This is a genomic window from Streptomyces sp. NPDC001852 (assembly GCF_042891825.1).
Classification (GTDB): domain Bacteria; phylum Actinomycetota; class Actinomycetes; order Streptomycetales; family Streptomycetaceae; genus Streptomyces.
Window position 1 is genome coordinate 236540 of sequence record NZ_JBIATN010000003.1, and the last position, 22531, is coordinate 259070.

Below are 22531 nucleotides of genomic sequence, written 5' to 3' on the forward strand. Positions count from 1 at the left end.
GGGCCATACTCTGACGCTCCGTCAGATAAAGCGCCATACTCCGGGAGGCACCGATGTCCCTGCTCGCAGGCAAGACAGTGGTCGTATCGGGAGTGGGCGCCGGGCTCGGCCACCAGGTCGCCGCGGCCGTCGTCCGGGACGGCGGGAACGCGGTGCTCGGGGCGCGCACCGAGGCGAACCTCGCCAAGAGCGCGGCCGAGATCGACCCGGCCGGCGGGCGTACGGCGTACCGGGCGACGGACATCACCGACGAGGCGCAGTGCGCGGCGCTGGCGGAGCTGGCGCGGGAGCGGTTCGGCGGTGTCGACGCGGTGGTCCATGTCGCGGCCTGGGACTCCTACTTCGGCGGACTCGAGGACGCGGACTTCGCGACCTGGCAGTCGGTCGTCGACGTGAACCTGCTGGGCACCCTGCGGATGACGCGCGCCTGCCTGCCGGCGCTGCGGGCGGGCGGGGGCGGGTCCGTCGTCTTCATCGGGACACAGTCGGCGGTGGCCGCGCCCTCGCAGGTGAAGCAGGCAGCGTACGCCGCCTCGAAGGGGGCACTGACCAGCACGATGTACTCGCTGGCGCGGGAGCTCGGGCCGTACCGGATCCGGGTCAACACCGTGCTGCCCGGCTGGATGTGGGGGCCGCCGGTGCAGGCGTACGTCACGTTCACCGCACAGACGGAAGGGGTGCCGGAGCAGGAGGTCCTGGCCCGGCTGACGGAGCGGATGGCGCTGCCGGAGCTGGCGACGGACGGGGACGTGGCGGACGCGGCGGTGTTCCTGTCCTCGGACCGGGCGCGGGCCATCACCGGGCAGTCGCTGCTGGTCAACGCGGGGGAGCTGATGCGGTGAGGCAACTCGCGGCCTCCAAGGAGGGTGTTCATGTGAGTGAACGACAATCAACAAGTCGAACATCTTTACTCTGACTTGACCTTACAGTTGCTTGTCGCGTTCATGCGGCCGCACCCACGATCGAGCACATGAACAGTCTCGACTGGGCCGTACTCATCGGCTACTTCGGTGTGATGGTCGCGATCGGCGTCTGGTCGCACAAGCGCGTGGACAACGTTGCCGACTTCTTCACGGCCGGCGGCAGGATGCCCTGGTGGCTCTCCGGCATCTCGCACCACATGTCGGGCTACAGCGCGGTCATGTTCACCGGGTACGCGGGCATCGCCTACACCTACGGCGTCACCTCCTTCGTCACCTGGTCCTTCCCCATCGCGCTCGGCATCGCCATCGGGTCGAAGCTGTTCGCGCCCCGCATCAACCGACTGCGCTCCAGGCTCCATGTGGCCTCCCCGCTGGAGTACCTGAAGAACCGTTACAACCTCTCCACCCAGCAGGCGCTCGCCTGGTCCGGCATGCTGCTGAAGATCGTGGACGTGGGCGCCAAGTGGGCGGCGATCGCCACCCTGTTGTCGGTGTTCACCGGGGTCACCCTGAACCAGGGCATCCTCGTCACCGGTGCGACCACCGCCGTGTACTGCACGATCGGCGGGCTGTGGGCGGACGCGCTGACCGAACTCGGCCAGTTCGCCATCCAGTTGCTGGCCGGCGTCTCGATGTTCGTCGCGGTCGTGCTGAAGCTGAACGACAGGCACATCGGCTTCTTCGACGCCTGGAACCAGCCGGCGCTGCACGGCCACGGCAAACCACTGGTCGGCCCCTACGGCACGGTGTTCCTGCTGGCGTTTTTGTTCATCAAGCTCTTCGAGTACAACGGCGGCATGCTCAACCAGGCCCAGCGGTACATGGCGACGAGCAGTGCGCACGCGGCGGAGCGGTCGGCCCGGCTGTCGTCCGTGCTGTGGCTGATCTGGCCGGTGGTGCTGTTCTTCCCGATGTGGATGTCCCCCCTCCTGGTCCACGCCCAGAAGCCGGACGGGTCCGACTCGTACGGCCTGATGACCGAACAGCTGCTGCCGCACGGTCTGTTGGGGCTGGTCGTCGTCGGCTTCTTCTCCCACACGATGGCCATGTGCTCCTCCGACGCGAACGCCATCGCGGCGGTGTTCACCCGTGACGTGGCGCCGGTGCTGTCGTCCCGGGCCCGGGGGTGGGGCGATCGCTCCGGTCTGATCGCGGCCCGGGTGACGACCCTGGTCTTCCTCGGCCTGTCCATGGCGGTGGCGACACAGGTCGACTCGCCCACGTTCAAGGACATCATCACGGTCGTCATCAAGTGGGTCGCCGGTCTGATGGGCCCGATCGCGATCCCGATGATGCTGGGCCTGCTCCGCCCGTTCCGCCGCTCCGGCCCGACGGCGGCGCTCACCAGCTGGGCGGCGGGCCTGCTGGCGTTCTGGCTGGTGAACTACCCCGTCAACTGGAACGTCTCCGGCGGGGTCCCGCTGCAGTACCAGGTCTCGGTCCCGCTGGCGGTGTCCCTCGTCCTGTACATCGGCATCGGCTGGCTGAAGCCGGAGGAGACGCCGGAACGCCTGGCGGTCATCGAGAAGGTGAACACGGACGGGGACGCGGTGGCGGCCGTACCGGTCCCCGCGGGGGCCGGCGACGACGTGGTGGGGGCGCCGTAGAGGTACCTGCGGCTCAGGCCCGCGGGTACCGGGCCAGCCACCCCGGCGACGACCCCGCGGGCCCGTGCAGAGCCGGTCCCTGGGTCATCTCCATCGCAAAGTCGTCGGCGAGTTCGAGAATCGTCGGCCGCCCTTCCAACTCGGCCAGCCATCCCGGGGGAAGGGCGGTCTCGCCGTGCAGGGCGCCCAGGAGGCCTCCGGTGAGCGCGCCGGCCGCGGCCGAGGGCCCGCTCTGGTTCACCGCCAGGCACAGCCCGTGCCGCACGTCCTCCCCGACCAGCGCGCAGTACACCGAAGCCGCCAGCAGCCCGTCGGCGCTACCGTCACCCGCCAGTTCCTCCACCCGCGTCGGGCTGGGTATCCCCTGCCGTACCGCTCCGAGGGCGTGCTGCAGGGCGTCCGAGACGGGCTGGTGGCCCGGCCGCGCCGAGAGCAGGGAGAGGGCCCGCTGCACGGCGCCGTCCAGGCTCTCGCCCCGGGCCAGCGCATGCACGATCACGGCGTACGCGCCCGCCGAGAGGTAGGCGAGGGGGTGCCCGTGGCTCTGGGCGGCGCACTCCACCGCCAGCTGCGCGACGAGCTGCGGCTCCCAGCCGACCAGCAGCCCGAACGGCGCGGAGCGGGCCACGGCCTCCGGGCCCAGCTCGCCGGGGTTCTTCGGTGCCTCCAGCGTGCCCATGGTCTCGTCGCCGAACCCGACGAGCAGCGGCCGGGTCGGATCCCGGCGGGCGTAGAGCCACTCCTCGCGCGCCAGCCAGCCGTCGTCCTTGCGGCGCTCGTCGGGTCCCCAGTCGTGCTGGGTGGCCACCCAGCGCCGATACGCCCGGTGCAGATCGGTCGGCGGGTGCCAGGCTCCGGTGTCCCGGCGTACCTGGGCCCTTATCAGCCCGTCCATGCTGAACAGGGTGAGCTGGGTGTGGTGGGTGACCGTGCCGCGCCGCCCGTGCCCGAAGGCCAGGTCGAGCAGCCCCTCGGGGCCGTACGCGGCCCGGATCTCCTCCAGGGACAGCTGGTCGGCGGGCCCGCCGAGCGCATCGCCCACGGCGGCCCCGAGCAGGGTGCCGCGCACCCGGCTGCGGTAGTCCTGCTGCTCGGCTCGGCCCCAGACGGCGCCGGTTGTCGCACTCACCCAGACCTCCCCACAGCACCCGTCCGTCCGTACGACGCTAGGCACTGTAATCGACGGGGAACGATCCGTTCACGGGGGCAAATCGCCCCCCAGGGGGCATTCCAGCTCAGCTACGACGTCCGGTCAGGCACGTTTCGGCGCCACACGGTCATGAGCCACGATCACGAGGGGGAGCGTGAGCTGGGAAGGAAAGCGATACGGCCCGGTGCGTGAGAAATTGCCGGCGACCGCGCAGACGGCCCCCAGGAGGCAGGCGACCACACACCAGAGCCCGATCCATGCCGGCGAAATAGGCCACTGCGGCATACGCCCACCCAGCACTCAACGTGACAGAGATGATCTGGCCGGCGTGCCCGTGAGCGAGCGGCAGAGACGCGCGGTCCGGCCGCCACCCCGCAGAGGGTGGCGGCCGGACCGCGAGCCATTGCACCCTGTAGGTGCCGCGTCCTGGTAGACGCCCCAGTAGGCGTCGCACGTGTGGGCTGCACCGGCCGTGGCGTACGCCTTGGCCCAGATGTCCGCCTCGCGGACGTCCTTGTCGGTGGCATTGGCGATGGAGACGCTGGCCGAATGCTTCTTCGACGGGTGGATGTAGTTCGAGTAGCAACCCTTGGAAGTGCCGTCAAGGTTGGTGCCGTAGTTCCACGTGCCGCCGCCCTTGGCCACGCTCGGGGCTATCAGGCCCTTTGCGCCCAGCTTCGCACCCAGCGGGTAGGACGCCACGCCCCACTCCTTGGGCTTCTCGCCGTGCGGGCCGATGAGCGCCGCCGGAGGCTTGTCGCCGTGGGCGGCGGAAAAGGTCCGCACCTGCACCGGGGCCGGGTCGGCCGCCGTCGTGGGTGCCACGGCGATGAACGACCCAAAAGCTGCCAGCCCCAACTCAACACCCCGGCGGCGCACCCGGCTTGGCCGGTCGAGGGCGGCGCGGGCCACACCGTGAGGCCTCAATCTGGCGCAATGCCCACGCGATAACCGGGCCTGCGGCAGGGGAGAATCCCGCCATGACCACCACCCCCACACGCAACACCGGCCTCAGCCTGGCCGCCGGCGTGCTCACCGGCATACTCGCCCTCTACATCGCCCTGGTCGCGCTCGGGAACATCACCGACTTCGGGACCAACCAGCAGTTCGTACGGCACGTACTGGCGATGGACACCACGTTCAAGGACCACGACCTGATGTGGCGGGCCGTCACCAGTACCGGTCTTCAGGACACCGCGTACGTCCTCATCATCGTATGGGAGACCGTGGCGGCCCTCGTGCTGATCTGGGGGACCGTCCTGTGGGCGTGGCGCAAGGAGGACCTCGCCCGGCGCATCTCCACCTACGGCCTGCTGATGCTGCTGCTGCTCTTCGGCGCCGGGTTCATCGCGATCGGCGGCGAGTGGTTCTCGATGTGGCAGTCCAAGACCTGGAACGGGCTGGAGGCCGCGACCCGGGTGTTCCTGCTCAGCGGAGTGGCGCTGATCGTGAATCTGCTGCCCTCCCGGCGGGATGACGCTATCTGACGACCGACACCTTCGTGTCGGTGTCGCCGAAGGCCCACAGGGCGGCGCCGTCTTCCTTGTGGAGGCGGATGCCGCCCAGCTTCTGGCCGTTGGCCGGGGGTGGCGAGGCGCCGTCCAGGGCATTGGAGAAGGCCACGTTCACGCCCTGCACCTTGGTTATGTACATGACGTGCTCGATCTCGACGCCGTCCGAGCCCTTGAGGGACTGCCGGCGCGCGATGACCGAGTAGGAGCCGGGCTGCGGACTCACCGTGCCCGGCCACACCGTGAACGTGCGGGTCGCCTTCCCCGTGGCGTCGACCAGCCAGACCCGCTTCTCGCCGAGCGAGTACACGATCCGGCGGCCCTCGCCCGACCCGTCCGGCAGCGCGTGCTGGGCCGTGGAGTGCGGCGCGGCGGAGCCGTGGGCGCTCGCCGACGCCGACGGGCGCGGCTCGGCCACGGCAGCCGTGGGACGCTGCCCGTGGTCCGCCTGCACGGCGAGGGCGACGACGGCCGCGGTCGCGCCCGCCGTCAGGCCGGTGACCCAGGCCCAGGAGGGCAGTCGGGCAGCCACGGGTACGCATCTCCTCCGCTACGGGGCCCCCGCTCGGACCGGGGGTCGGATCATCGTACTCAGTCCAGGACGGGCAGCAGCTCGGGCAGGTGGCCGTCGGAGGCCTCCGCCGCCCGCTGCCGTTCCGCCGGGACCTCGCCGTAGAGCGTGGTGCGCGGTTTCGCCGGGCGGCCGGCCGCCTCGGCCACGGCGACCAGGTCGCGGACCGACTTGTACGAGCCGTAGGACGAGCCCGCCATGCGGGAGATCGTCTCCTCCATGAGGGTCCCGCCCAGGTCGTTCGCGCCGGAGCGGAGCATCTCCGCCGCGCCCTCCGCGCCCAGCTTGACCCAGCTTGTCTGGATGTTGGGGATCCAGGGGTGGAGGAGGAGGCGGGCCATCGCCGTCACCGCCCGGTTGTCGCGCGTGGAGGGGCCGGGGCGCGCGATGCCCGCGAGGTACACCGGGGCGTTGGTGTGGATGAAGGGAAGGGTGACGAACTCGGTGAAACCGCCCGTCTCCCGCTGGATGGCGGCCAGGGTGCGCAGGTGGCCCAGCCAGTGGCGGGGCTGGTCGACATGGCCGTACATCATCGTCGAGGACGAGCGGATGCCCAGCTCGTGGGCCGTCCGCACCACCTCGATCCAGGTCGCCGTGGGCAGCTTGCCCTTGGTGAGCACCCAGCGGACCTCGTCGTCCAGGATCTCCGCCGCCGTGCCGGGGATCGTGTCCAGACCGGCCTCCTTGGCCGCGGTCAGCCACTCGCGGACGGACAGCCCGGTGCGGGTCGCGCCGTTGACGACCTCCATCGGCGAGAAGGCGTGGACGTGCATGCCGGGGACGCGCTCCTTGACCGCCTTCGCGATGTCGAAGTACGCCGTGCCCGGCAGGTCCGGGTGGATGCCGCCCTGCATGCACACCTCGACCGCGCCCACGTCCCAGGCCTGCTGCGCGCGGTCGGCGACCTGCTCCAGCGACAGCGTGTACGCGTCCGCGTCCGTGCGGCGCTGGGCGAAGGCGCAGAAGCGGCAGCCTGTGTAGCAGACGTTGGTGAAGTTGATGTTGCGGGTGACGATGTAGGTCACGTCGTCCCCGACCACCGATTGACGCACGTCGTCCGCGATGCGCGTGAGGGCGTCCAGCGCCGGGCCGTCCGCGTGCAGCAGGGCCAGGGCCTCGGCGTCGGTGAGCTGCGTCGGGTCGTCGGCCGCGGTGCGCAGGGCCTGGCGCACGTCGGTGTCGATGCGCTCCGGCGTCATGCCTGGGGCGGCCGCCTCGCGCAGCGCCGCCCAGTCGCCGTACACCTCGTCGAAGTCGTCACGCCGGTCGCCGCTGCGGCCCTCGGTGTCGATCGTGCGGTGCAGGTCGGTACGGCCGGACGGCACGAAGGCCTCCTCCGGCTCCTGCCACGGCCGGCCCTCGACGGTCGCGTCCGGGAGGGCCAGGCCCGTCTCCGGGTCGGCCAGCGCACTGACGTGCGGGCGCAGGCGCGGGTCCAGCCAGGGCTCGCCGCGACGCACGAACTCGGGGTAGACGCAGAGGCGTTCGCGCAGTTCGAAGCCGGCCGCCCGGGAGCGTTCGGTGAGTTCCTCGATCTGCGGCCAGGGCCGTTCGGGGTTGACGTGGTCGATGGTCAGGGGCGACACCCCGCCCCAGTCGTCGATGCCGGCGCCGATCAGCCGCTCGTACTCCGAGTCGACCAGGTTCGGCGGGGCCTGGAGGCAGGCGGCCGGGCCCATGATGTGCCGGGCCACGGCCACCGTGGCGACCAGGTCGTCCAGTTCGGCGTCCGGCATGCCGCGCATCGCCGTGTCCGGCTTGGCGCGGAAGTTCTGGATGATCAGTTCCTGGATGCCGTGGTAGGCACGCGAGATCTTGCGCAGGGCGAACAGGGACTCCGCCCGCTCCTCGTACGTCTCCCCGATGCCGATGAGCAGGCCGGAGGTGAACGGGACGGACGAGCGGCCCGCGTCCTCCAGCACCCTGAGCCGTACGGCCGGTTCCTTGTCCGGGGAGCCGTGGTGCGGGCCGCCGGGCTCGGACCAGAGCCGGGTCGCGGTCGTCTCCAGCATCATGCCCATGGAGGGCGCGACGGGCTTGAGCCGCTGGAAGTCGGTCCAGGTCATGACGCCGGGGTTGAGGTGGGGCAGCAGCCCCGTCTCCTCCAGGATCCGGACGGAGACGGCACGGACGTACGCGATGGTGTCGTCGTAACCGTGCGCGTCGAGCCATTCGCGCGCCTCGGGCCAGCGGTCCTCCGGCTTGTCGCCGAGGGTGATCAGGGCTTCCTTGCAGCCGAGGGCGGCGCCCTTGCGGGCGATGTCCAGCACCTCGTCCGGGGACATGAACATGGCGTGGCCGGCCCGGCGCAGCTTGCCGGGGACGGTGACGAAGGTGCAGTAGTGGCACCTGTCCCGGCACAGCCGGGTGAGGGGGATGAAGACGCTCTTCGAGTAGGTGATGACGCCGGGTCGGCCCGCCTGTTCGAGACCCGCGTCGCGCACCCGGGCGGCGGACGCGGCGAGGTCCGTCAGGGCCTCGCCGCGGGCCTGGAGCAGCACCGCCGCCTCGGCGACGTCGAGGGCGACGCCGTCCCGTGCGCGTTTGAGGGCGCGACGCATGGAGTTCTCGGTCGGGCCGGTTCCGGAGGTCGCGGAAGTCGTCATCCTTCGAGGATACGTTCGGGGTGATCAGCGCAAAGGGCTGCGCCCGGCCTGCAGAAAACTCGCGTGGTCGTCCAGCACCCGCAGCACCTCCGCCTCCCCCGCCGACGGCAGCTGGACCACCACCTCCTCGATGCCCAGGTCGGCATAGTGAGCCAGCTTGCCCGGGGTGGGCTGGACCGCGTACGGGACGACCTGGAGGGCGGCCGGGTCGCGGCCGGCGTCCGCCCAGGCCGTGCGCAGCACCGGCAGGGACTCGGTGAGACCCCGGCCGCCGATCGGCAGCCAGCCGTCGGCGTAGTCGGCGATGTGGGCGAACAGTTTCGCCCCGGCCGTCCCGCCGACGAGCGTGCGCGGGCCGACGACCCGGCCGCGCGGCTTCTGCACCGGCTTGGGGTGGGCGTGGCTGGCCCGTACGGCGGCGAACTCCCCGTCGTAGGAGGTCGGTTCCTCCGACCACAGTGCCTGCATCAGCCGCACCCGGTCCCGGACCAGTTCCCGGCGGGTGCGCCACGCCACCCCGTGGTCGGCGGCCTCCTCGACGTTCCAGCCGTAGCCGAGGCCGAGGGTGAAACGGCCGCCGGACAGGTGGTCGAGGGTGGCGATCTGCTTGGCCAGGGCGATGGGGTCGTGCTGGGCGAGGAGGGTGATCCCGGTTCCGAGGCCGAGGTGCTCGGTGACGGCCGCGGCCTGGCCGAGGGCCACGAAGGGGTCGAGGGTGCGGCCGTATGCGCGGGGCAGGTCGCCGCCGGCCGGGTAGGGAGTCGTCCGCTCCACCGGGATGTGGGTGTGTTCGGGGAGGTAGAGGCCGGCGTAGCCGCGCTGCTCGAGCTCGCGGGCGAGTCGCACCGGCACGATGGTCTCGTCGGTGAGGAAGATGGTGACGGCGATACGCATGGCCCATCTGTACCGGTCCGGGCTTCCACTGTCCATACCGACTGGTCGGCACCGCATGGTCCCGGCGACGCCCGGGTGTCGCGCACGCGAAACTCGGTTCTCGGACAACAACTCCCCTCCCTTTCACCGGAGTTCACGCCCGGGTGGGAGACTCGCCACCATGGGTGACGACACGCACGACCAGGCTCACGGCATCGGCAGACGCGCACTGTTCGTGACGGGCGCCGCCGCTGCCCTTACGTTGGGAAGCGTGAGCTTCGCAGCGGCGGACGGTCAGCGCGAGGAGACCCGGACGGTGGACGGCACTCTGCCACCGGGCTCCCCCGACTTCGTGTACGTACCGGTCGAAGTCCCCGCCGGCGTACGGGAGATCAAGGTCGCCTACACCTACGACAGGCCCTCGGTCCCGGCCGGCACCCAGGGCAACGCACTCGACATCGGCCTGTTCGACGAACGCGGCACCGAACTCGGCGGCCGGGGCTTCCGCGGCTGGTCGGGCGGCGCCCGCACGGAGTTCTTCGTCCGCGCCGACGACGCGACGCCGGGCTACATCCCCGGCCCGGTGCGGGAGGGCACCTGGTACGTCGCGCTGGGCCCGTACACGGTGGCACCGCAGGGCCTGACGTACGAGCTGACGATCACACTGACCTACGGCGAGGCGGGCCGGACCCCGCGGCCGGTGTATCCGCCCTCCCGGGCGAAGGGGCGGGGCCGGGCCTGGTACCGGGGGGACTGCCATCTGCACTCCTGGTACTCCGACGGCCGGCGGACCCCGGCCGAGATCGCGGCCCTCGCGCGGGCGGCGGGCCTGGACTTCATCAACTCCTCCGACCACAACACCCACTCCTCGCACCCCCACTGGGCGGACCAGGCGGGTGACGACCTCCTGATCATGCTCGGTGAGGAGGTCACGACCCGGAACGGCCACGTGCTGGCGCTCGGCACCGAGCCCGGCACGTTCGTGGACTGGCGCTACCGGGCCCGGGACAACCGCTGGGCCCGCTTCGCCCGGGACATCCGCCGCGCCGGCGGCCTGGTCGTCCCCGCCCACCCGCACGCCACCTGCGTCGGCTGCGGCTGGAAGTTCGGCTTCGGCGAGGCGGACGCCGTGGAGGTGTGGAACGGTCCCTACACCCCGGACGACGAGGTGACACTGGCCGACTGGGACAACCGGCTGGTCGCCTCCGTACGGCAGGGGCGGCCCTGGCTCCCGGCGATGGGTAACAGCGACGCGCACCGGGACCCGGACACGGTCGGCATGCCCCAGACGGTCGTGCTCGCCGACGACCTGACCCGGGAGGCGATCCAGGAAGGCATCCGCGCGGGACGGTCGTACGTGGCCGAGTCGAAGAACATCACCCTCACCTTCACGGCGGCGGGCGGGCGCGGGCAGCAGGCGGGCGTCGGAGAGCGGCTGGAGGTGGCCCCCGACACCCCGGTGACCGTACGGCTGGAGGTGTCGGGCGCACCGCGCTGCTCGGTGCGTTTCGTCACCGACCAGGGGGTGCTGTTCACCAGCGATCCGCTGCCGGTGTCGGGCACGGGCACGGTCGAGTGGCGCACGACTCCCGCCTACGCGGCCTACGTACGCGCCGAGCTGCGGCACGAGGCGGCGCTCGGGCCGGTGCCGGGCGCGCTGGCGGCGTTCACCAACCCCGTCTTCCTCGGAGCTGCTTGACCCCGCGTCGGGGTCCGGTTCAGCGGACCCTGACGGTGTACAGGAAGTAGGCGGCGTTGCCGTCCGGCGTTCCGGTGGCGGTGGGGACCGGGCTCGCCGAGGCCGCGGCCTGGGCGGCGCTGCTGCACCGGGCCATCGGGCAGTGCAGCAGCTTCACCGTCGTGGTGCCCTTCTTGCGCGCGGTGAAGTCGAAGTACTCGGTGCCCTTGCCGCCGCCCTCCACCCCCTTGGGGCTCCCGTGCGCGTCCTCCCACTTGCCGCGGTACCTCAGCACACGCCTGCTCGGCCGCGGGTCGGCCAGGTACCAGTGCTCGCCCAGGGCGGGATCGGCGGGCACCGAGAGGGTGAACTTGGCGCCCGCGCGGACCCTGATGGAGTGCTCCTGGACGCCGTACTCGTGGTGCCCCGCACCGCCGACGAGGCCGCAGCCGGCCAGAGCGAGGAGCAGGAGGGACGAGGCCGCGAGCCGGCGGGCCACTGTCGGTCGGTGCACGGTCAGTCCTGGTCGCTTGCGGTCGGTTCCGGTTGACGTGGACGGTGTCACCGGTGATCAAGATCGCGGAGGAGGCTAGCACGCGTCCCTCTTCACACCGAGGGCCCGGGCGGCCCTACCCCGGCCACACGATCGCCTGTACCTCGCTGTACGCGTGCAGGGCGTACACGCCCACGTCCCGGCCCACCCCGCTCTTCTTGAAGCCGCCGAACGGGGCCTCCATGTTGCGGCCGACGGTGTTCACCCCCACGCCCCCGGCCCGCAACTGCCGGGCCACCCGGAACGCCCTGGCCACGTCACCGGACCAGACGTAGTCGATGAGCCCGTACTCGGAGTCGTTGGCGAGGGCGATGCCCTCGTCCTCCTCGTCGAAGGGAATCACCGCGACCACCGGCCCGAAGATCTCCTCCCGGGCCACGCGCATGTCGTTGGCGCAGTCGGCGAGAAGGGTGGGCGAGACGTAGAAACCCCGGTCCAGTGAGGGCCGTTCGCCGCCCACGACCACCGACGCGCCCTCCTTGCGGCCGAGTTCGACGTACGACTCGACCCGCGCCCGGTGCTCCGCCGAGATCACCGGCCCGACGACCGTGTCCGGCTCCCGCGGATCCCCTACCTTCAACCTCCGTGCGTACGCGGCGAGTTGCTCGACCAACCGGCCGTACACCCCGCGCTGGGCCAGCACCCGTGTCGGTGCCGTGCAGATCTGCCCGCTGTAGAAGGAGAAGGTGGTGCCGATGCCGGCGGCGGCCGAGCCGAGGTCGGCGTCGTCGAACACGACCGCCGCGCCCTTCCCGCCCAGCTCCATCAGCTGGCGTTTCATCTCCCGCCCGCACACCTCCGCGATCCGCCGGCCGACGGCCGTGGACCCGGTGAAGCTGACCATGTCGACGTCGTCGGACGCCACCGCCGCCTCACCCACGGCCGTCTCCCGCCCGGAGACGACGTTCACCACCCCCGGCGGCGCCCCGGCCGCCTGGAGCGCCTCGGCCATCCTGTAGACGGACAGCGGATCCTGCGGGGCGGGCTTCACGACCACCGTGTTGCCCATGGCCAGGGCCGGCGCGACCTTGCCGGCCGGGTTGGCCCACGGGTTGTTGTAGGAGGTGATGCAGGTGACGACCCCGACGGGCTGCCGCAGAGCCAGCGCACCCATCACCCCGGCCCGCCCCATCGGCCCGGCCTCGTTGATCTGGGGCGCGATCGCCCACTCGGCGGGCTCCGCGCGCGCGTACCGGCGGAACCGGGCGGCGGCCACCCCGACCTGCATGGCCCGGGCGGTGCCCGTGGTCGCGCCGGTCTCCGCGCGGGCCAGCTCGGTGTAGGGCCCCATCCGCTCGAGGATGAGGTCGGCGGCCCGGCCCAGCACCGCCGCCCGCTCCTCCGGCCGGGTCCGCGACCACGCCCCCAGCGCCTCCCGGGCCGCCGCACAGGCCGCCCGGACCTGCTCCGGCGAGGCCTCCGGCGCCAGGCCCACGGTCTCCTCGGTGGCCGGGTCGGTCACCGCGTAGTACCCGCCGTCCGGCGCCACCCACTCCCCGCCGACGAACAGCCGCTGCCCGTCGCTCACCGGATCCGCCGGGCTCACCGGGTGCTCACCGTCCGCGTGTCGGTCCCCGACCGCAGCACCTTGCCCGGCACGGCACCGGTCACCACGTCGTCCCGGATCGCCTCAACGCCGTTGACCCACACGGCACGTACCCCGATCGCCCGCGAGTCCAGGCGCGGACTGTCACCCGGCAGGTCGTGCACGAGCCGGGCCCGGCCGGCGTCGATGCGCTCGGGGTCGAACAGGACGAGGTCCGCGTGCCAGCCCTCCCGCACCCGTCCCCGCTCCCGCAGCCCGAAGAGCCGGGCCGCGTCGTCGGTCAGCATCTTCACGGCCTGCTCAAGACCGACCAGCTTCCGGCCGCGCAGACAGTCCCCGAGGAACCGGGTGGTGTACGGCGCCCCGCACATCCGGTCCAGGTGCGCGCCCGCGTCGGAGCCGCCGAGCAGCACGTCCTCGTGGCCCCAGGTCTCGGCGCGCAGCGCCCAGGACGCCGGGTCGTTGTCGGTCGGCATCGGCCACAGCACCGTACGCAGCTCGTCGGCCGCGCAGATCTCCACCAGGCAGGCGAAGGGGTCCTGCCCCCGCTCCTCGGCGATGTCCTGCACGACCCTTCCCGTGAGCCCGCGGTTGGCCTCGCTGTAGGTGTCCCCGATGACGTACCGCCCGAAGTTCGCCAGCCGCCGGAAGACGCCCGCCTCCTTCGAGCGGGCCCGCCGCAGCATCTCCGCCCGGACGGCGGGGTCCCTGAGCCGGGCGATCCGCTCCGGCACCGGCAGCCCGAGGACCGGCCCCCAGCCCGGGATGAGGTTGAGGGCGCAGAACGTGCCCAGGGACATGTTCATCGGGGTGAGGATCGGCATGGTGAGCGCGACCACCCGCCCGCCCGCCTTCCGGGCCCGCTCGCTCGCGCCGAGCTGCCGCGGTACCCGCTCCGGCACGGCCGCGTCGATGGTGAGCACGTTCCAGTTGAGCGGCCGCCCGGCGACCGCGCTCATCTCCACGAGCAGGTCGATCTCGTCGTCGCTGAACTGGTCCAGGCAGCCGGCGACGATCGCCTCGATCTGCGTCCCCTCGTGCTCGCCGACGGCCTTCGACAGCGCCAGCAGCTCCGCCGGCCTGGCGTGCCGGGACGCGACGGGCTGCCCGTCCCCGTCCGCGTGCGTGCTCGACTGCGTGGTGGACAGCCCCCAGGCGCCGGCGTCCATGGCCTCGTGCAGCAACCGCGCCATCCCGGCGAGCTGCTCCTCGCTCGGCTGCCCCCCGACCGCCTCCGGCCCCATGACGTGCCGCCGCACCGCGCAGTGTCCCACCATGAAGCCCGCGTTGACGGCGATCCGCCCGTCGAGGGCGTCCAGGTACTCCTCGAAGGAGTGCCAGTTCCAGGGCGCCCCCTCCTCCAGCGCCACCAGGGACATCCCCTCCACCCTGGACATCATCCGGCGCGTGTAGTCGGCGTCCTCGGGGCGGGCGGGGTTGAGCGGCGCGAGGGTGAACCCGCAGTTCCCGGCGGCGACCGTCGTCACCCCGTGGTTGAGCGAGGGCGTGGCGTAGGGATCCCAGAAGAGCTGGGCGTCGTAGTGGGTGTGGGGGTCGACGAAGCCGGGGGCGAGGACGAGACCGGAGGCGTCCTCGGTGGTGCGGGCGTCCTCGGTGACGGTGCCGACGACGGCGATACGACCGTCCCGTAGGCCGACGTCGGCGGTGTATGCGGGCGCACCGGTGCCGTCCACGACGGTGACGCCCTTGATGAGATGGTCCAACATGCCCGGAACCCCCTCAGACGGCCTGACGGAACCGGCTGGTCCGGTGCACCGGATCCGTGTCGATCTTCGGAATCACGTGCTCCCCGATCAACCGGATCGTCTGCAGCGTCTCCTCCTTCGGCACCCCGACGGGCAGACCGAAGCTCAGCTGGTCCGCCCCCGCCTGCTCCCACCGCTTGCACTGCCGCAGCACCTCGTCGGGATCGCCGCAGATGAGCAGCTCCTCTTCCACGAGCAGCTCCACGAACTCCGGCGTGTACCGGGGCAGGGTCTCCGGCCACACGGGGAAGCCCTCGGGGCGCGGGAAGGTGTCGTGGTACCGGAAGACGAGCGAGGGGAGATAGTGCAGTCCCCCGTTCACCGCGATCTCGATCGCCTCCGCGTGCGTGGGCGCACAGATCGCGGTCGTCGTCACCATGACGTTGTCGTTGACGAAGTCCCCGACCGGTTCCGCGTTGACGATCGCCGTCTTGTACTGCTCCAGCACCCACTCCATGTCGGACACCTTCTGGATGCTGAAGCCGAGCACGCCGAGCCCCTTCTTCGCGGCCATGGCGTACGACGGCGGGGAGCCGGCCGCGTACCACATCGCCGGGTGCGACCTCCCGTACGGCTTCGGCAGGACCTTGCGCGGCGGCAGCTGCCAGTGCTTGCCCTGGAAGCCCACGTACTCGTCCTGGAGCCACATCTTCGGGAACTCGGCGATGGTCTCCTCCCAGATCTCCTTGGTGTAGTTCATATCGGTCACACCCGGTATGAACCCGAGGATCTCGTGGGACCCGGCGCCCCGCCCGCTGCCGAACTCGAAGCGCCCCTCGCTGAGGTGGTCCAGCATGGCGACCTTCTCGGCGACCTTCACGGGGTGGTTGACCTGGGCGAGGGGATTGAAGATCCCCGACCCCAGATGGATCCGCTCCGTCGCGTGCGCCAGATACCCAAGGAACACGTCGTTGGCCGACAGGTGCGAGTACTCCTCCAGGAAGTGGTGCTCGGAGGCCCAGGCGTACTTGAAGCCGGACCTGTCCGCCTGGATGACGTACTCGGTCTCCTCCATCAGCGCCTTGTGCTCGGCCAGCGGGTCGGTCTCGGCGCGCTTGCCCACGTATCCCTGTACAAAGAGCCCGAATTCCACGGTGGTTCACCGTCCCAGTCCAGGTGGTCCCTACGAGTCCTACGACTTTCTGACGTACCGTCAGATTCGTCAATAGGTGACGAACCGTCAGATCACGCTGACCCCCGACAGCCATCCGCCGTCGATCACGAACGGCTGCCCGGTGATGTACGACGAGTCCGCCGAGGTCAGGAACAGCGCCAGCCGGGCCACCTCCTCCGGCTGCCCGACCCGCCCGAGCGGCACGAGCTTGCGGTACAGCTCGTCCAGGGCCCGGCTCATCTCCTCCGGGTCGGCGTCCGGGTCGAGCCGCGCCGGGTTGGACATCGGGGTGTCGATGGCGCCCGGACAGATCGCGTTGACCCGGATGCCCCGGCCCGCCAGCTCGAGCGCGGCCACCCGGGTCAGCCCCAGCACGGCGTGCTTGGTGGCGGCGTACGTCCCGACGGCCGCCATGCCGGTCAGGGCCGTGTAGGAGGCGGTGTTGACGATGGTCCCGCCGTCGGCCAGCTCCGGCGCCACCGCCTTCATCCCCAGGAAGCAGCCGACCTGGTTGACCTGCACGACCTGCATGAACTCGTCCAGCGGGGTGTCCACGAGGGCGTTGAAGCGCAGGATCCCCGCGTTGTTCACCAGCCCGTCGATGTGCCCGTACGCCTCCTTGACCCGCCTGACGGCCTCCCGCCAGCCCTCCTCGGTGCCGACGTCGAGATGGACGTACAGCGCGCCTATCTCCTTGGCCAGGGCCTCCCCCTGCTCGTCCAGCACGTCGGCGACCGCCACCCGCGCCCCCTCGGCCCGGAAGAGCCGCGCCTCCTGCTCGCCCTGTCCGCGTGCCGCCCCGGTGACGATGACGACCCGTCCGTCCAGCTTGCCCATGCGACTCCTCCTCGGTCCGGCAGGGCTTCCTCAGTCCAGCAGGGGCGCGACCTCGGCCCCGAACATGCCGATCTGCTCGATGAGTTCGGTGCGGCTCCGGCTGCGGAACCGCACCTGGACCTGGTCCACGCCCATCGCCCGGTAGGCCCGCAGTGACTCGGCGATCTCCTCCGGCGTCCCGGTGCGGGTCCGCCGTCCGACCTCCCAGCCGGGCCGCCCGACGTACAGCGGCTCGGTGAGGGCGCCGACGGTGAACGGCCCCTCGATGCCCGCGTCCGCCCGCAGGTGCCGTATCCGGTCGATCTGCGCGGGCAGCCGCTCCCGCGGATCCCCCTGCGGCAGCCAGCCGTCCCCCTTCAGCGCGGCCCGGCGTACGGCGGCGGGCGAGGAGCCGCCGACCCAGAGGGGGACCTGCGGCTGCACGGGCCGGGGACGCTGGCCGAGCCCTGCGAAGTCGTACAGCTTCCCGTGGTGCTCGGGGAACTCCTCCGCACCCAGGGCGGCCCGCAGCGCGTCGATCACCTCGTCCAGCACGGCACCCCGCCGCTCGAAGTCCACCCCGAGTGCCTCGAACTCCTCCCGCACGTGCCCGGCGCCCACCCCGAGGACCAGCCGGCCGCCGGAGAGGTGGTCGAGGGTGGCGTACTGCTTGGCGGTGAGCAGCGGATGCCGCAGCCCCACGACGGCCACGTGGCTGAGCAGGCGCACCCGCTCGGTGACGGCGGCGAGGTGGGCGAGGGTGGCGACCGGGTCGTACCAGACCGTGCCCATGGCCTGGGCGAGCCGGCGCGGGACGGCGACGTGGTCGCAGGCGGCGAGGTAGTCGAACCCGGCCCGGTCCACGGCCCGCGCGACGGCCACCAGGTCCTCCGGCCCGGCCCCCGCCTCCCACCCCTCCGCGAACAGGGTGCTCTGCGCCTGGACGGGCAGCTGGATGCCGTACGCCAGGGCGCTCACCGCCACAGCCCCTCGGGGGTGAGCCCCAGCAGCTCGATGGCGTTGCCGCGCACGATCCGCTCGACCACGTCCGCCGGCAGATGGCCCATCTGAGCCTCACCGACCTCGCGGGACTTGGGCCAGGTGGAGTCGGAGTGCGGGTAGTCGGTCTCGTACAGCACGTTGCCGACCCCGATGGCGTCCAGGTTCCTGAGCCCGAAGGCGTCGTCGAAGAAGCAGCCGTACACGTGCCCGGCGAACAGCTCGGACGGCGGCCGGGTGACCTTCCCGGCGACCCCGCCCCACCCCCGGTTCTCCTCCCACACGACGTCGGCGCGTTCGAGGATGTACGGAATCCACCCGATCTGCCCCTCGGCGTACATGACTCTGAGGTTCGGGAACCGCTCGAACTTGCCGCTCATCAGCCAGTCGACCATCGAGAAGCAGCAGTTGGCGAAGGTGATGGTGGAGCCGACGGCGGGCGGGGCGTCGGCGGAGGTGGAGGGCATACGGCTGCTGGAGCCGATGTGCATGGCGACGACCGTGCCGGTCTCGTCGCAGGCGGCGAGGAACGGGTCCCAGTCGTCGGTGTGGACGGACGGCAGGCCGAGGTGCGGGGGTATCTCGGAGAAGGCGACGGCCCGGACGCCCCGTGCCGCGTTCCGCCGTACCTCCTGGGCGGCCAGCTCGGCGTCCCACAGGGGGATGAGGGTGAGCGGTATCAACCGCCCGTGCGCCTCGGGCCCGCACCACTCCTCCACCATCCAGTCGTTGTAGGCGCGCACGCACAGCAGCGCGAGCTCCTTGTCGGCGGCCTCCGTGAAGGTCTGGCCGCAGAAGCGCGGGAAGGTGGGGAAGCACAGGGCGGACTGCACGTGGTTGACGTCCATGTCGGCGAGCCGCGCGGGCACGTCGTACGACCCGGCCCGCATCTGCTCGTAGGTGATGACCTCCAGCTTCACCTCGTCCCTGCTGTACCCCACGGCGGTGTCGAGCCGGGTGAGGGGCCGCCGCAGGTCCTCGTAGGCCCACCAGTCGCCGAGGGGCCCGTCGGTGCTGCCGGGTTCGCCCATGACGGGCTTGAAACGCCCGCCGAGGAAGCTCATCTCCTTCAGCGGGGCGCGCACGATCCGGGGCCCGGAGTCCCGGTATTTCTTCGGCAGCCGGTCCTGCCAGACACCGGCGGGCTCAACGGTGTGGTCGTCGACGGAGATGATCAGCGGGAACTGTGTGGTCTCCATGGCCCTCACGGTAGCGCTGATCTGACGGTCCGTCAGCTCCCGTGCTCCGGCCGGATGCTTGCGAAGAGGGTGTGAGGGCTTTGTGTGCTGGAACGCGCCGCCCTGTGATCGGTGTCTCCCACGGCTGACGCAACCGCCCGGAACAAGGCAAACTGACGGGGTTGTTCGTGATGCCGAGGGGGACGAACGCATGGACGGTGGGCCGCGAGTGCCTGAGCAGCGGCGTCCCGGCTCCGTGACCGTCGCGGAGCAGGAGGCGCTGCGGTTCGGCGTGCTCGGTCCGGTACGGGCCTGGCGCGGCGAGGAGCAGCTCAGCACGGGCTCGCCCCAGCAGCGCGCCCTGCTGGCCGCCCTGCTGCTGCGCGCGGGCCGTACGGCGACGGCGGCGGAGCTGATCGACGCCCTGTGGGGCCCGGAGCCCCCCTCGCAGGCCCTGGCGGCGGTGCGCACCTACGCGTCCCGCCTGCGCAAGATCCTGCCCCCCGGCGTGCTGGTCAGCGAGTCCGGCGGTTACGCGGTGCGTTCGCTGGGCGAGGGCACCCTGGACCTGGCCGTCGCGCAGGACCTGGCGGCGGATGCGGAGAAGGCACGGGCGGCGGGCGACCTGTGCCGGGCCCGCGACCTGCTGAACCAGGCCCTCGGCATCTGGGACGGCGAGGTCCTGGCCGGCGTCCCCGGCCCGTACGCCGAGACCCAGCGGGTCCGCCTGGAGGAGTGGCGCCTGGGCCTGCTGGAGTCCCGCCTGGACATGGACCTGGAGCAGGGCTGCCACGTGGAGGCGGTCTCGGAGCTGACGGCACTGACGGCCGCGCACCCCTTGCGTGAGCGGTTGCGCGAGTTGCTGATGCTGGCCCTGTACCGCAGCGGCCGGCAGGCGGAGGCCCTGGCGGTCTACGCCGACACGCGCCGTCTGCTGGCGGAGGAGCTGGGGGTCGATCCGCGGCCCGGACTGCGGGATCTCCAGCAGCGGATCCTCCAGGCGGACCCGGCGCTGGCGGAGCCGTCGTCCCCGGCGGCGGAACCCGCGATGGTCCCGGTCCGCCCGGCGCAGTTGCCCGCGTCGGTCCCGGACTTCACGGGCCGTACGTCCTTCGTGTCCGAACTGAGCGAGGTCCTGTCCTCGGCGTCGGAGTCCCCCGACGCCGGAGGCCCGGTGATGGCCGTGTCGGCCCTGGCCGGCATCGGCGGCGTGGGCAAGACGACCCTGGCGGTGCACGTGGCCCACCGGGCGCGGGGAGCCTTCCCGGACGGCCAGCTGTACATGGACCTGCAGGGCGCGGGCCCCCGCCCCGCAGAGCCGGAGACCGTACTGGGCTCTTTTCTGCGCGCCCTGGGCACGGCGGACTCGGCGATCCCGGACTCCCTGGACGAACGGGCGGCGCTGTACCGCTCGGTCCTGGACGGCCGCCGGGTCCTGGTGCTGCTGGACAACGCGAAGGACGCGGCACAGGTACGCCCGCTGCTGCCCGGCACGGAGGGCTGCGCGGCCCTGGTGACGTCCCGGGTCCGCATGGTCGACCTGGCCGGGGCCCACTTGGTGGACCTGGACGTCATGTCGCCGGACGAGGCACTGGCGTTGTTCACGAAGATCGTCGGCGAGGAGCGGGTGGCGGCGGAGCGGGAGGCCGCACTGGACGTGGTCGCGGCCTGCGGCTTCCTCCCGCTGGCGATCCGCATCGCGGCGTCCCGCCTGGCGGCCCGCCGTACGTGGACGGTCTCGGTGCTGGCGGCGAAGCTGGCGGACGAACGCCGTCGGCTCGATGAGCTGCAGGCCGGCGATCTGGCGGTGAAGGCGACCTTCGAGCTGGGGTACGGGCAGCTGGAGCCGGCCCAGGCCCGGGCGTTCCGGTTGCTGGGCCTGGCCGACGGCCCGGACATCTCCCTGGCGGCCGCGGCGGCGGTCCTGGACCTGCCGACGGAGGAGACCGAGGACCTGCTCGAATCCCTGGTGGACACGTCACTGCTGGAGTCCGCGGCGCCCGGCCGCTACCGCTTCCACGACCTGGTCCGGCTCTACGCGCGTGCCTGCGCGGAACGGGACGAGCAGCCGCCCGGCGAGCGCGAGGCCGCCATGTCCCGCCTGCTGGACTTCTATCTGGCCACGGCGGCCCAGGTCTATGCGATGGAGCGGCCGGGGGACCGGGTCGTGGACCATCTGCAGTCGACCGAGTACCCGGGGCTCGGGTTCGAGGACCGGCACGGAGCCCAGGACTGGCTGTACGCGGAGGCCGTGTCGCTGCTCGCGTGTGTGCGCCAGTTCGCGGGACCGGGCACCCTGCTGCGCGCCATCGACCTCCTGTGGGTCGCCGTCGATCTGACCGAGTCCGGCGCCAATTCGCGCGAGTACGACGCCGCCGCCCTCGCCCTGCTCGACGCGGCGCGGGCGTGCGGCGACCGGCGCGCGGAGGTACGGGCCGCGGTGGTGCTGGCCAACGCCCACCAGCTCTCGGGGCGGTTCGCGGAAGCGGACGACGCCGCCCGCCAGGCGCTGGAGCTGGGAGAGGCACCCGACCACCCGCTGGCACGTTGCTGGGCCGAGAACTGCCGGGGTGCCATGGCCTTCTACCAGCGGCGGTACACCGACGCGGAGAAACACTTCAAGCAGGCGCTCGCGGACTTCCGGGACTGTGGGGACCGGGCCGGCGAAGCCAGTGTCCTGTGCAACCTGTCACGCATCCACGTGGTGACCGGGCGCCCGAGGAGCGCCGTGGAACTGGCCCAGCAGGGCGTCGACATGTACGAGACCCTGGGCCACGCCGTGAAGAGCGCCAACGGACGGTACGCCCTGGGCATGGCTCTCACGCAGAACGGCCGGCACGTCGAGGCGACGGAGCGGTTCCAACAGGCGCTCCAGGTCTTTCGTGAGAGCCGCCAGCGGCTGTGGGAGGGCATGACCCTGTTCCGGCTCGCGGAACTCGACCTCGAGACCCAGCGGCACGCCCAGGCCTCCGCCAACGCCGAAACCGCACTGACCGTGCTCCGCGGGATCGGTGGTGAGTGGCGCAGGGGGAACGTACTGACCGTTCTGGGCCGTGCCCTGCACGGGATCGGACAGTCCGGGCGGGCCCACGTGTGCTGGCAGGAGGCCCTTTCCCTCTACGAGGCGCTCGGTTCGCCCGAGGCCGACGCGGTCCGCGCGCTGCTGTCACCGGCCGCCACCGTGTGAGCCCGCCGCACCGTTCATCGTTCGTTTATCGCCGGGCGCCATTCTCTTGTTGTCGGACCGTCGTGTCGGGGGGCAGGCGGACCGCCGGTGAGGACGTCCCTCAACGATCTAGTGTGGGGCGACCAGTTGTTCGTCCGGCCGTCCATCGGGGGAACGGCCGGACGAACGCAGCCGAGTTCAGCACCCAGGGAGGGAAGCACCATGAGCGAGACCAAGAAGGACCAGACGGTCCAGCCGGACAACATCCACATCACCGACGCCAAGGACGACGGCACGGTGACGCCGGACAACATCCACATCACCGACGCCAAGACCGAGGCCACGGTCACCCCGGACAACATCCACATCACGTCCGAGCCCGCCTGATCCACAGGCCGACGGGGGACCGGCCGCGACGGCGCCGAGGGGGAGCCGTCGCGGCCGTCGCGTTTCCCGGTCACCGCCGGCGCTCCT

At 71.7% G+C, this 22531-nt stretch carries 18 protein-coding genes; 6 read left to right on the top strand and 12 right to left on the bottom strand.

All coding sequences use genetic code 11. The annotated features are described in order from the left end of the window. The first annotated feature begins 53 nt into the window (after window positions 1–53). Together ACFYZB_RS06420 and ACFYZB_RS06425 are read left to right on the top strand one after the other, a co-directional pair. Window positions 54–842 (top strand): SDR family oxidoreductase, encoded by a 789-nt coding sequence (locus ACFYZB_RS06420; protein WP_388755002.1) that lies wholly within the window; start codon window positions 54–56, stop codon window positions 840–842. A 128-nt stretch (window positions 843–970) separates the two neighbouring features. Continuing rightward, on the top strand, window positions 971–2530 hold the full coding sequence (locus ACFYZB_RS06425) for a sodium:solute symporter family protein (protein WP_388755004.1): 1560 nt from the start codon (window positions 971–973) through the stop codon (window positions 2528–2530). Between the two features lie 13 nt (window positions 2531–2543). Here ACFYZB_RS06425 and ACFYZB_RS06430 read toward each other — a convergent pair whose 3' ends face one another. Together ACFYZB_RS06430 and ACFYZB_RS06435 are read right to left on the bottom strand one after the other, a co-directional pair. Next, entirely contained in the window at window positions 2544–3659 is a 1116-nt protein-coding gene (locus ACFYZB_RS06430) for an ADP-ribosylglycohydrolase family protein (RefSeq protein WP_388755006.1), read from the bottom strand. A 321-nt stretch (window positions 3660–3980) separates the two neighbouring features. Beyond that, complete coding sequence (locus tag ACFYZB_RS06435; protein WP_388755009.1) at window positions 3981–4505, bottom strand: lactococcin 972 family bacteriocin; 525 nt, start codon at window positions 4503–4505, stop codon at window positions 3981–3983. A 155-nt stretch (window positions 4506–4660) separates the two neighbouring features. Between ACFYZB_RS06435 and ACFYZB_RS06440 the strand changes: the two genes are divergently transcribed. Next, window positions 4661–5167: a DUF2165 domain-containing protein gene (locus ACFYZB_RS06440; protein WP_388755011.1), complete on the top strand. Its 507-nt coding sequence runs from the start codon at window positions 4661–4663 to the stop codon at window positions 5165–5167. On the opposite strand, the gene ACFYZB_RS06445 is transcribed toward ACFYZB_RS06440, so the two are convergent. Genes ACFYZB_RS06445 through ACFYZB_RS06455 form a run of 3 tightly spaced genes read right to left on the bottom strand, consistent with a single transcriptional unit; the run spans window position 5160 to window position 9262 of the window. Then, on the bottom strand, window positions 5160–5723 hold the full coding sequence (locus tag ACFYZB_RS06445; protein WP_388755013.1) for a hypothetical protein: 564 nt from the start codon (window positions 5721–5723) through the stop codon (window positions 5160–5162). The genes ACFYZB_RS06440 and ACFYZB_RS06445 overlap by 8 nt on opposite strands. Window positions 5724–5782: 59 nt before the next feature. Then, window positions 5783–8368 carry a bifunctional FO biosynthesis protein CofGH gene (locus ACFYZB_RS06450; RefSeq protein WP_388755016.1) on the bottom strand — a complete coding sequence of 862 codons (2586 nt, stop codon included), beginning with the start codon at window positions 8366–8368 and terminating at the stop codon, window positions 5783–5785. Between the two features lie 24 nt (window positions 8369–8392). Further along, the gene (locus ACFYZB_RS06455; protein WP_388755018.1) at window positions 8393–9262 is read right to left on the bottom strand and encodes an LLM class F420-dependent oxidoreductase; all 870 of its coding nucleotides are present in this window, start codon (window positions 9260–9262) and stop codon (window positions 8393–8395) included. Between the two features lie 160 nt (window positions 9263–9422). Between ACFYZB_RS06455 and ACFYZB_RS06460 the strand changes: the two genes are divergently transcribed. Then, window positions 9423–10940, top strand: coding sequence for a CehA/McbA family metallohydrolase (locus ACFYZB_RS06460; protein ID WP_388755021.1), 1518 nt, complete (start codon window positions 9423–9425; stop codon window positions 10938–10940). Window positions 10941–10959: 19 nt separating this feature from the next. Here the strand turns inward: ACFYZB_RS06460 and ACFYZB_RS06465 are convergent, their stop codons facing one another. The 7 genes from ACFYZB_RS06465 to ACFYZB_RS06495 form a co-directional block, all read right to left on the bottom strand. Next, window positions 10960–11433 carry a hypothetical protein gene (locus ACFYZB_RS06465; protein WP_388755023.1) on the bottom strand — a complete coding sequence of 158 codons (474 nt, stop codon included), beginning with the start codon at window positions 11431–11433 and terminating at the stop codon, window positions 10960–10962. A gap of 115 nt (window positions 11434–11548) precedes the next feature. Then, window positions 11549–13018, bottom strand: coding sequence for an aldehyde dehydrogenase family protein (locus tag ACFYZB_RS06470; protein ID WP_388755025.1), 1470 nt, complete (start codon window positions 13016–13018; stop codon window positions 11549–11551). Then, window positions 13015–14745, bottom strand: coding sequence for an amidohydrolase family protein (locus ACFYZB_RS06475; protein WP_388755027.1), 1731 nt, complete (start codon window positions 14743–14745; stop codon window positions 13015–13017). Before ACFYZB_RS06475 ends, ACFYZB_RS06470 begins: the two co-directional genes overlap by 4 nt. 13 nt (window positions 14746–14758) lie before the next feature. Next, on the bottom strand, window positions 14759–15877 hold the full coding sequence (locus ACFYZB_RS06480; protein ID WP_388755030.1) for an LLM class flavin-dependent oxidoreductase: 1119 nt from the start codon (window positions 15875–15877) through the stop codon (window positions 14759–14761). Between the two features lie 87 nt (window positions 15878–15964). Next, on the bottom strand, window positions 15965–16735 hold the full coding sequence (locus ACFYZB_RS06485) for an SDR family oxidoreductase (RefSeq protein WP_351206258.1): 771 nt from the start codon (window positions 16733–16735) through the stop codon (window positions 15965–15967). 30 nt (window positions 16736–16765) lie between these two features. After that, entirely contained in the window at window positions 16766–17683 is a 918-nt protein-coding gene (locus tag ACFYZB_RS06490) for an LLM class F420-dependent oxidoreductase (RefSeq protein WP_388755649.1), read from the bottom strand. A 5-nt stretch (window positions 17684–17688) separates the two neighbouring features. After that, complete coding sequence (locus ACFYZB_RS06495; RefSeq protein ID WP_388755032.1) at window positions 17689–18912, bottom strand: amidohydrolase family protein; 1224 nt, start codon at window positions 18910–18912, stop codon at window positions 17689–17691. A gap of 190 nt (window positions 18913–19102) precedes the next feature. Here ACFYZB_RS06495 and ACFYZB_RS06500 point away from each other — a divergent pair, with 190 nt between their 5' ends. Both ACFYZB_RS06500 and ACFYZB_RS06505 read left to right on the top strand, forming a co-directional pair. Further along, window positions 19103–22078: a BTAD domain-containing putative transcriptional regulator gene (locus ACFYZB_RS06500; protein WP_388755035.1), complete on the top strand. Its 2976-nt coding sequence runs from the start codon at window positions 19103–19105 to the stop codon at window positions 22076–22078. 201 nt (window positions 22079–22279) lie between these two features. Beyond that, window positions 22280–22444 carry a hypothetical protein gene (locus tag ACFYZB_RS06505; RefSeq protein ID WP_351206264.1) on the top strand — a complete coding sequence of 55 codons (165 nt, stop codon included), beginning with the start codon at window positions 22280–22282 and terminating at the stop codon, window positions 22442–22444. Window positions 22445–22531: the final 87 nt, after the last annotated feature.

Coding starts and splice junctions, on each gene's coding strand:
- ACFYZB_RS06420 (WP_388755002.1), top strand. CDS start 54: ATGTCCCTGCTCGCAGGCAAGACAGTGGTCGTATCGGGAGTGGGCGCC.
- ACFYZB_RS06425 (WP_388755004.1), top strand. CDS start 971: ATGAACAGTCTCGACTGGGCCGTACTCATCGGCTACTTCGGTGTGATG.
- ACFYZB_RS06440 (WP_388755011.1), top strand. CDS start 4,661: ATGACCACCACCCCCACACGCAACACCGGCCTCAGCCTGGCCGCCGGC.
- ACFYZB_RS06450 (WP_388755016.1), bottom strand. CDS start 8,368: ATGACGACTTCCGCGACCTCCGGAACCGGCCCGACCGAGAACTCCATG.
- ACFYZB_RS06455 (WP_388755018.1), bottom strand. CDS start 9,262: ATGCGTATCGCCGTCACCATCTTCCTCACCGACGAGACCATCGTGCCG.
- ACFYZB_RS06460 (WP_388755021.1), top strand. CDS start 9,423: ATGGGTGACGACACGCACGACCAGGCTCACGGCATCGGCAGACGCGCA.
- ACFYZB_RS06475 (WP_388755027.1), bottom strand. CDS start 14,745: ATGTTGGACCATCTCATCAAGGGCGTCACCGTCGTGGACGGCACCGGT.
- ACFYZB_RS06485 (WP_351206258.1), bottom strand. CDS start 16,735: ATGGGCAAGCTGGACGGACGGGTCGTCATCGTCACCGGGGCGGCACGC.
- ACFYZB_RS06495 (WP_388755032.1), bottom strand. CDS start 18,912: ATGGAGACCACACAGTTCCCGCTGATCATCTCCGTCGACGACCACACC.
- ACFYZB_RS06500 (WP_388755035.1), top strand. CDS start 19,103: ATGGACGGTGGGCCGCGAGTGCCTGAGCAGCGGCGTCCCGGCTCCGTG.
- ACFYZB_RS06505 (WP_351206264.1), top strand. CDS start 22,280: ATGAGCGAGACCAAGAAGGACCAGACGGTCCAGCCGGACAACATCCAC.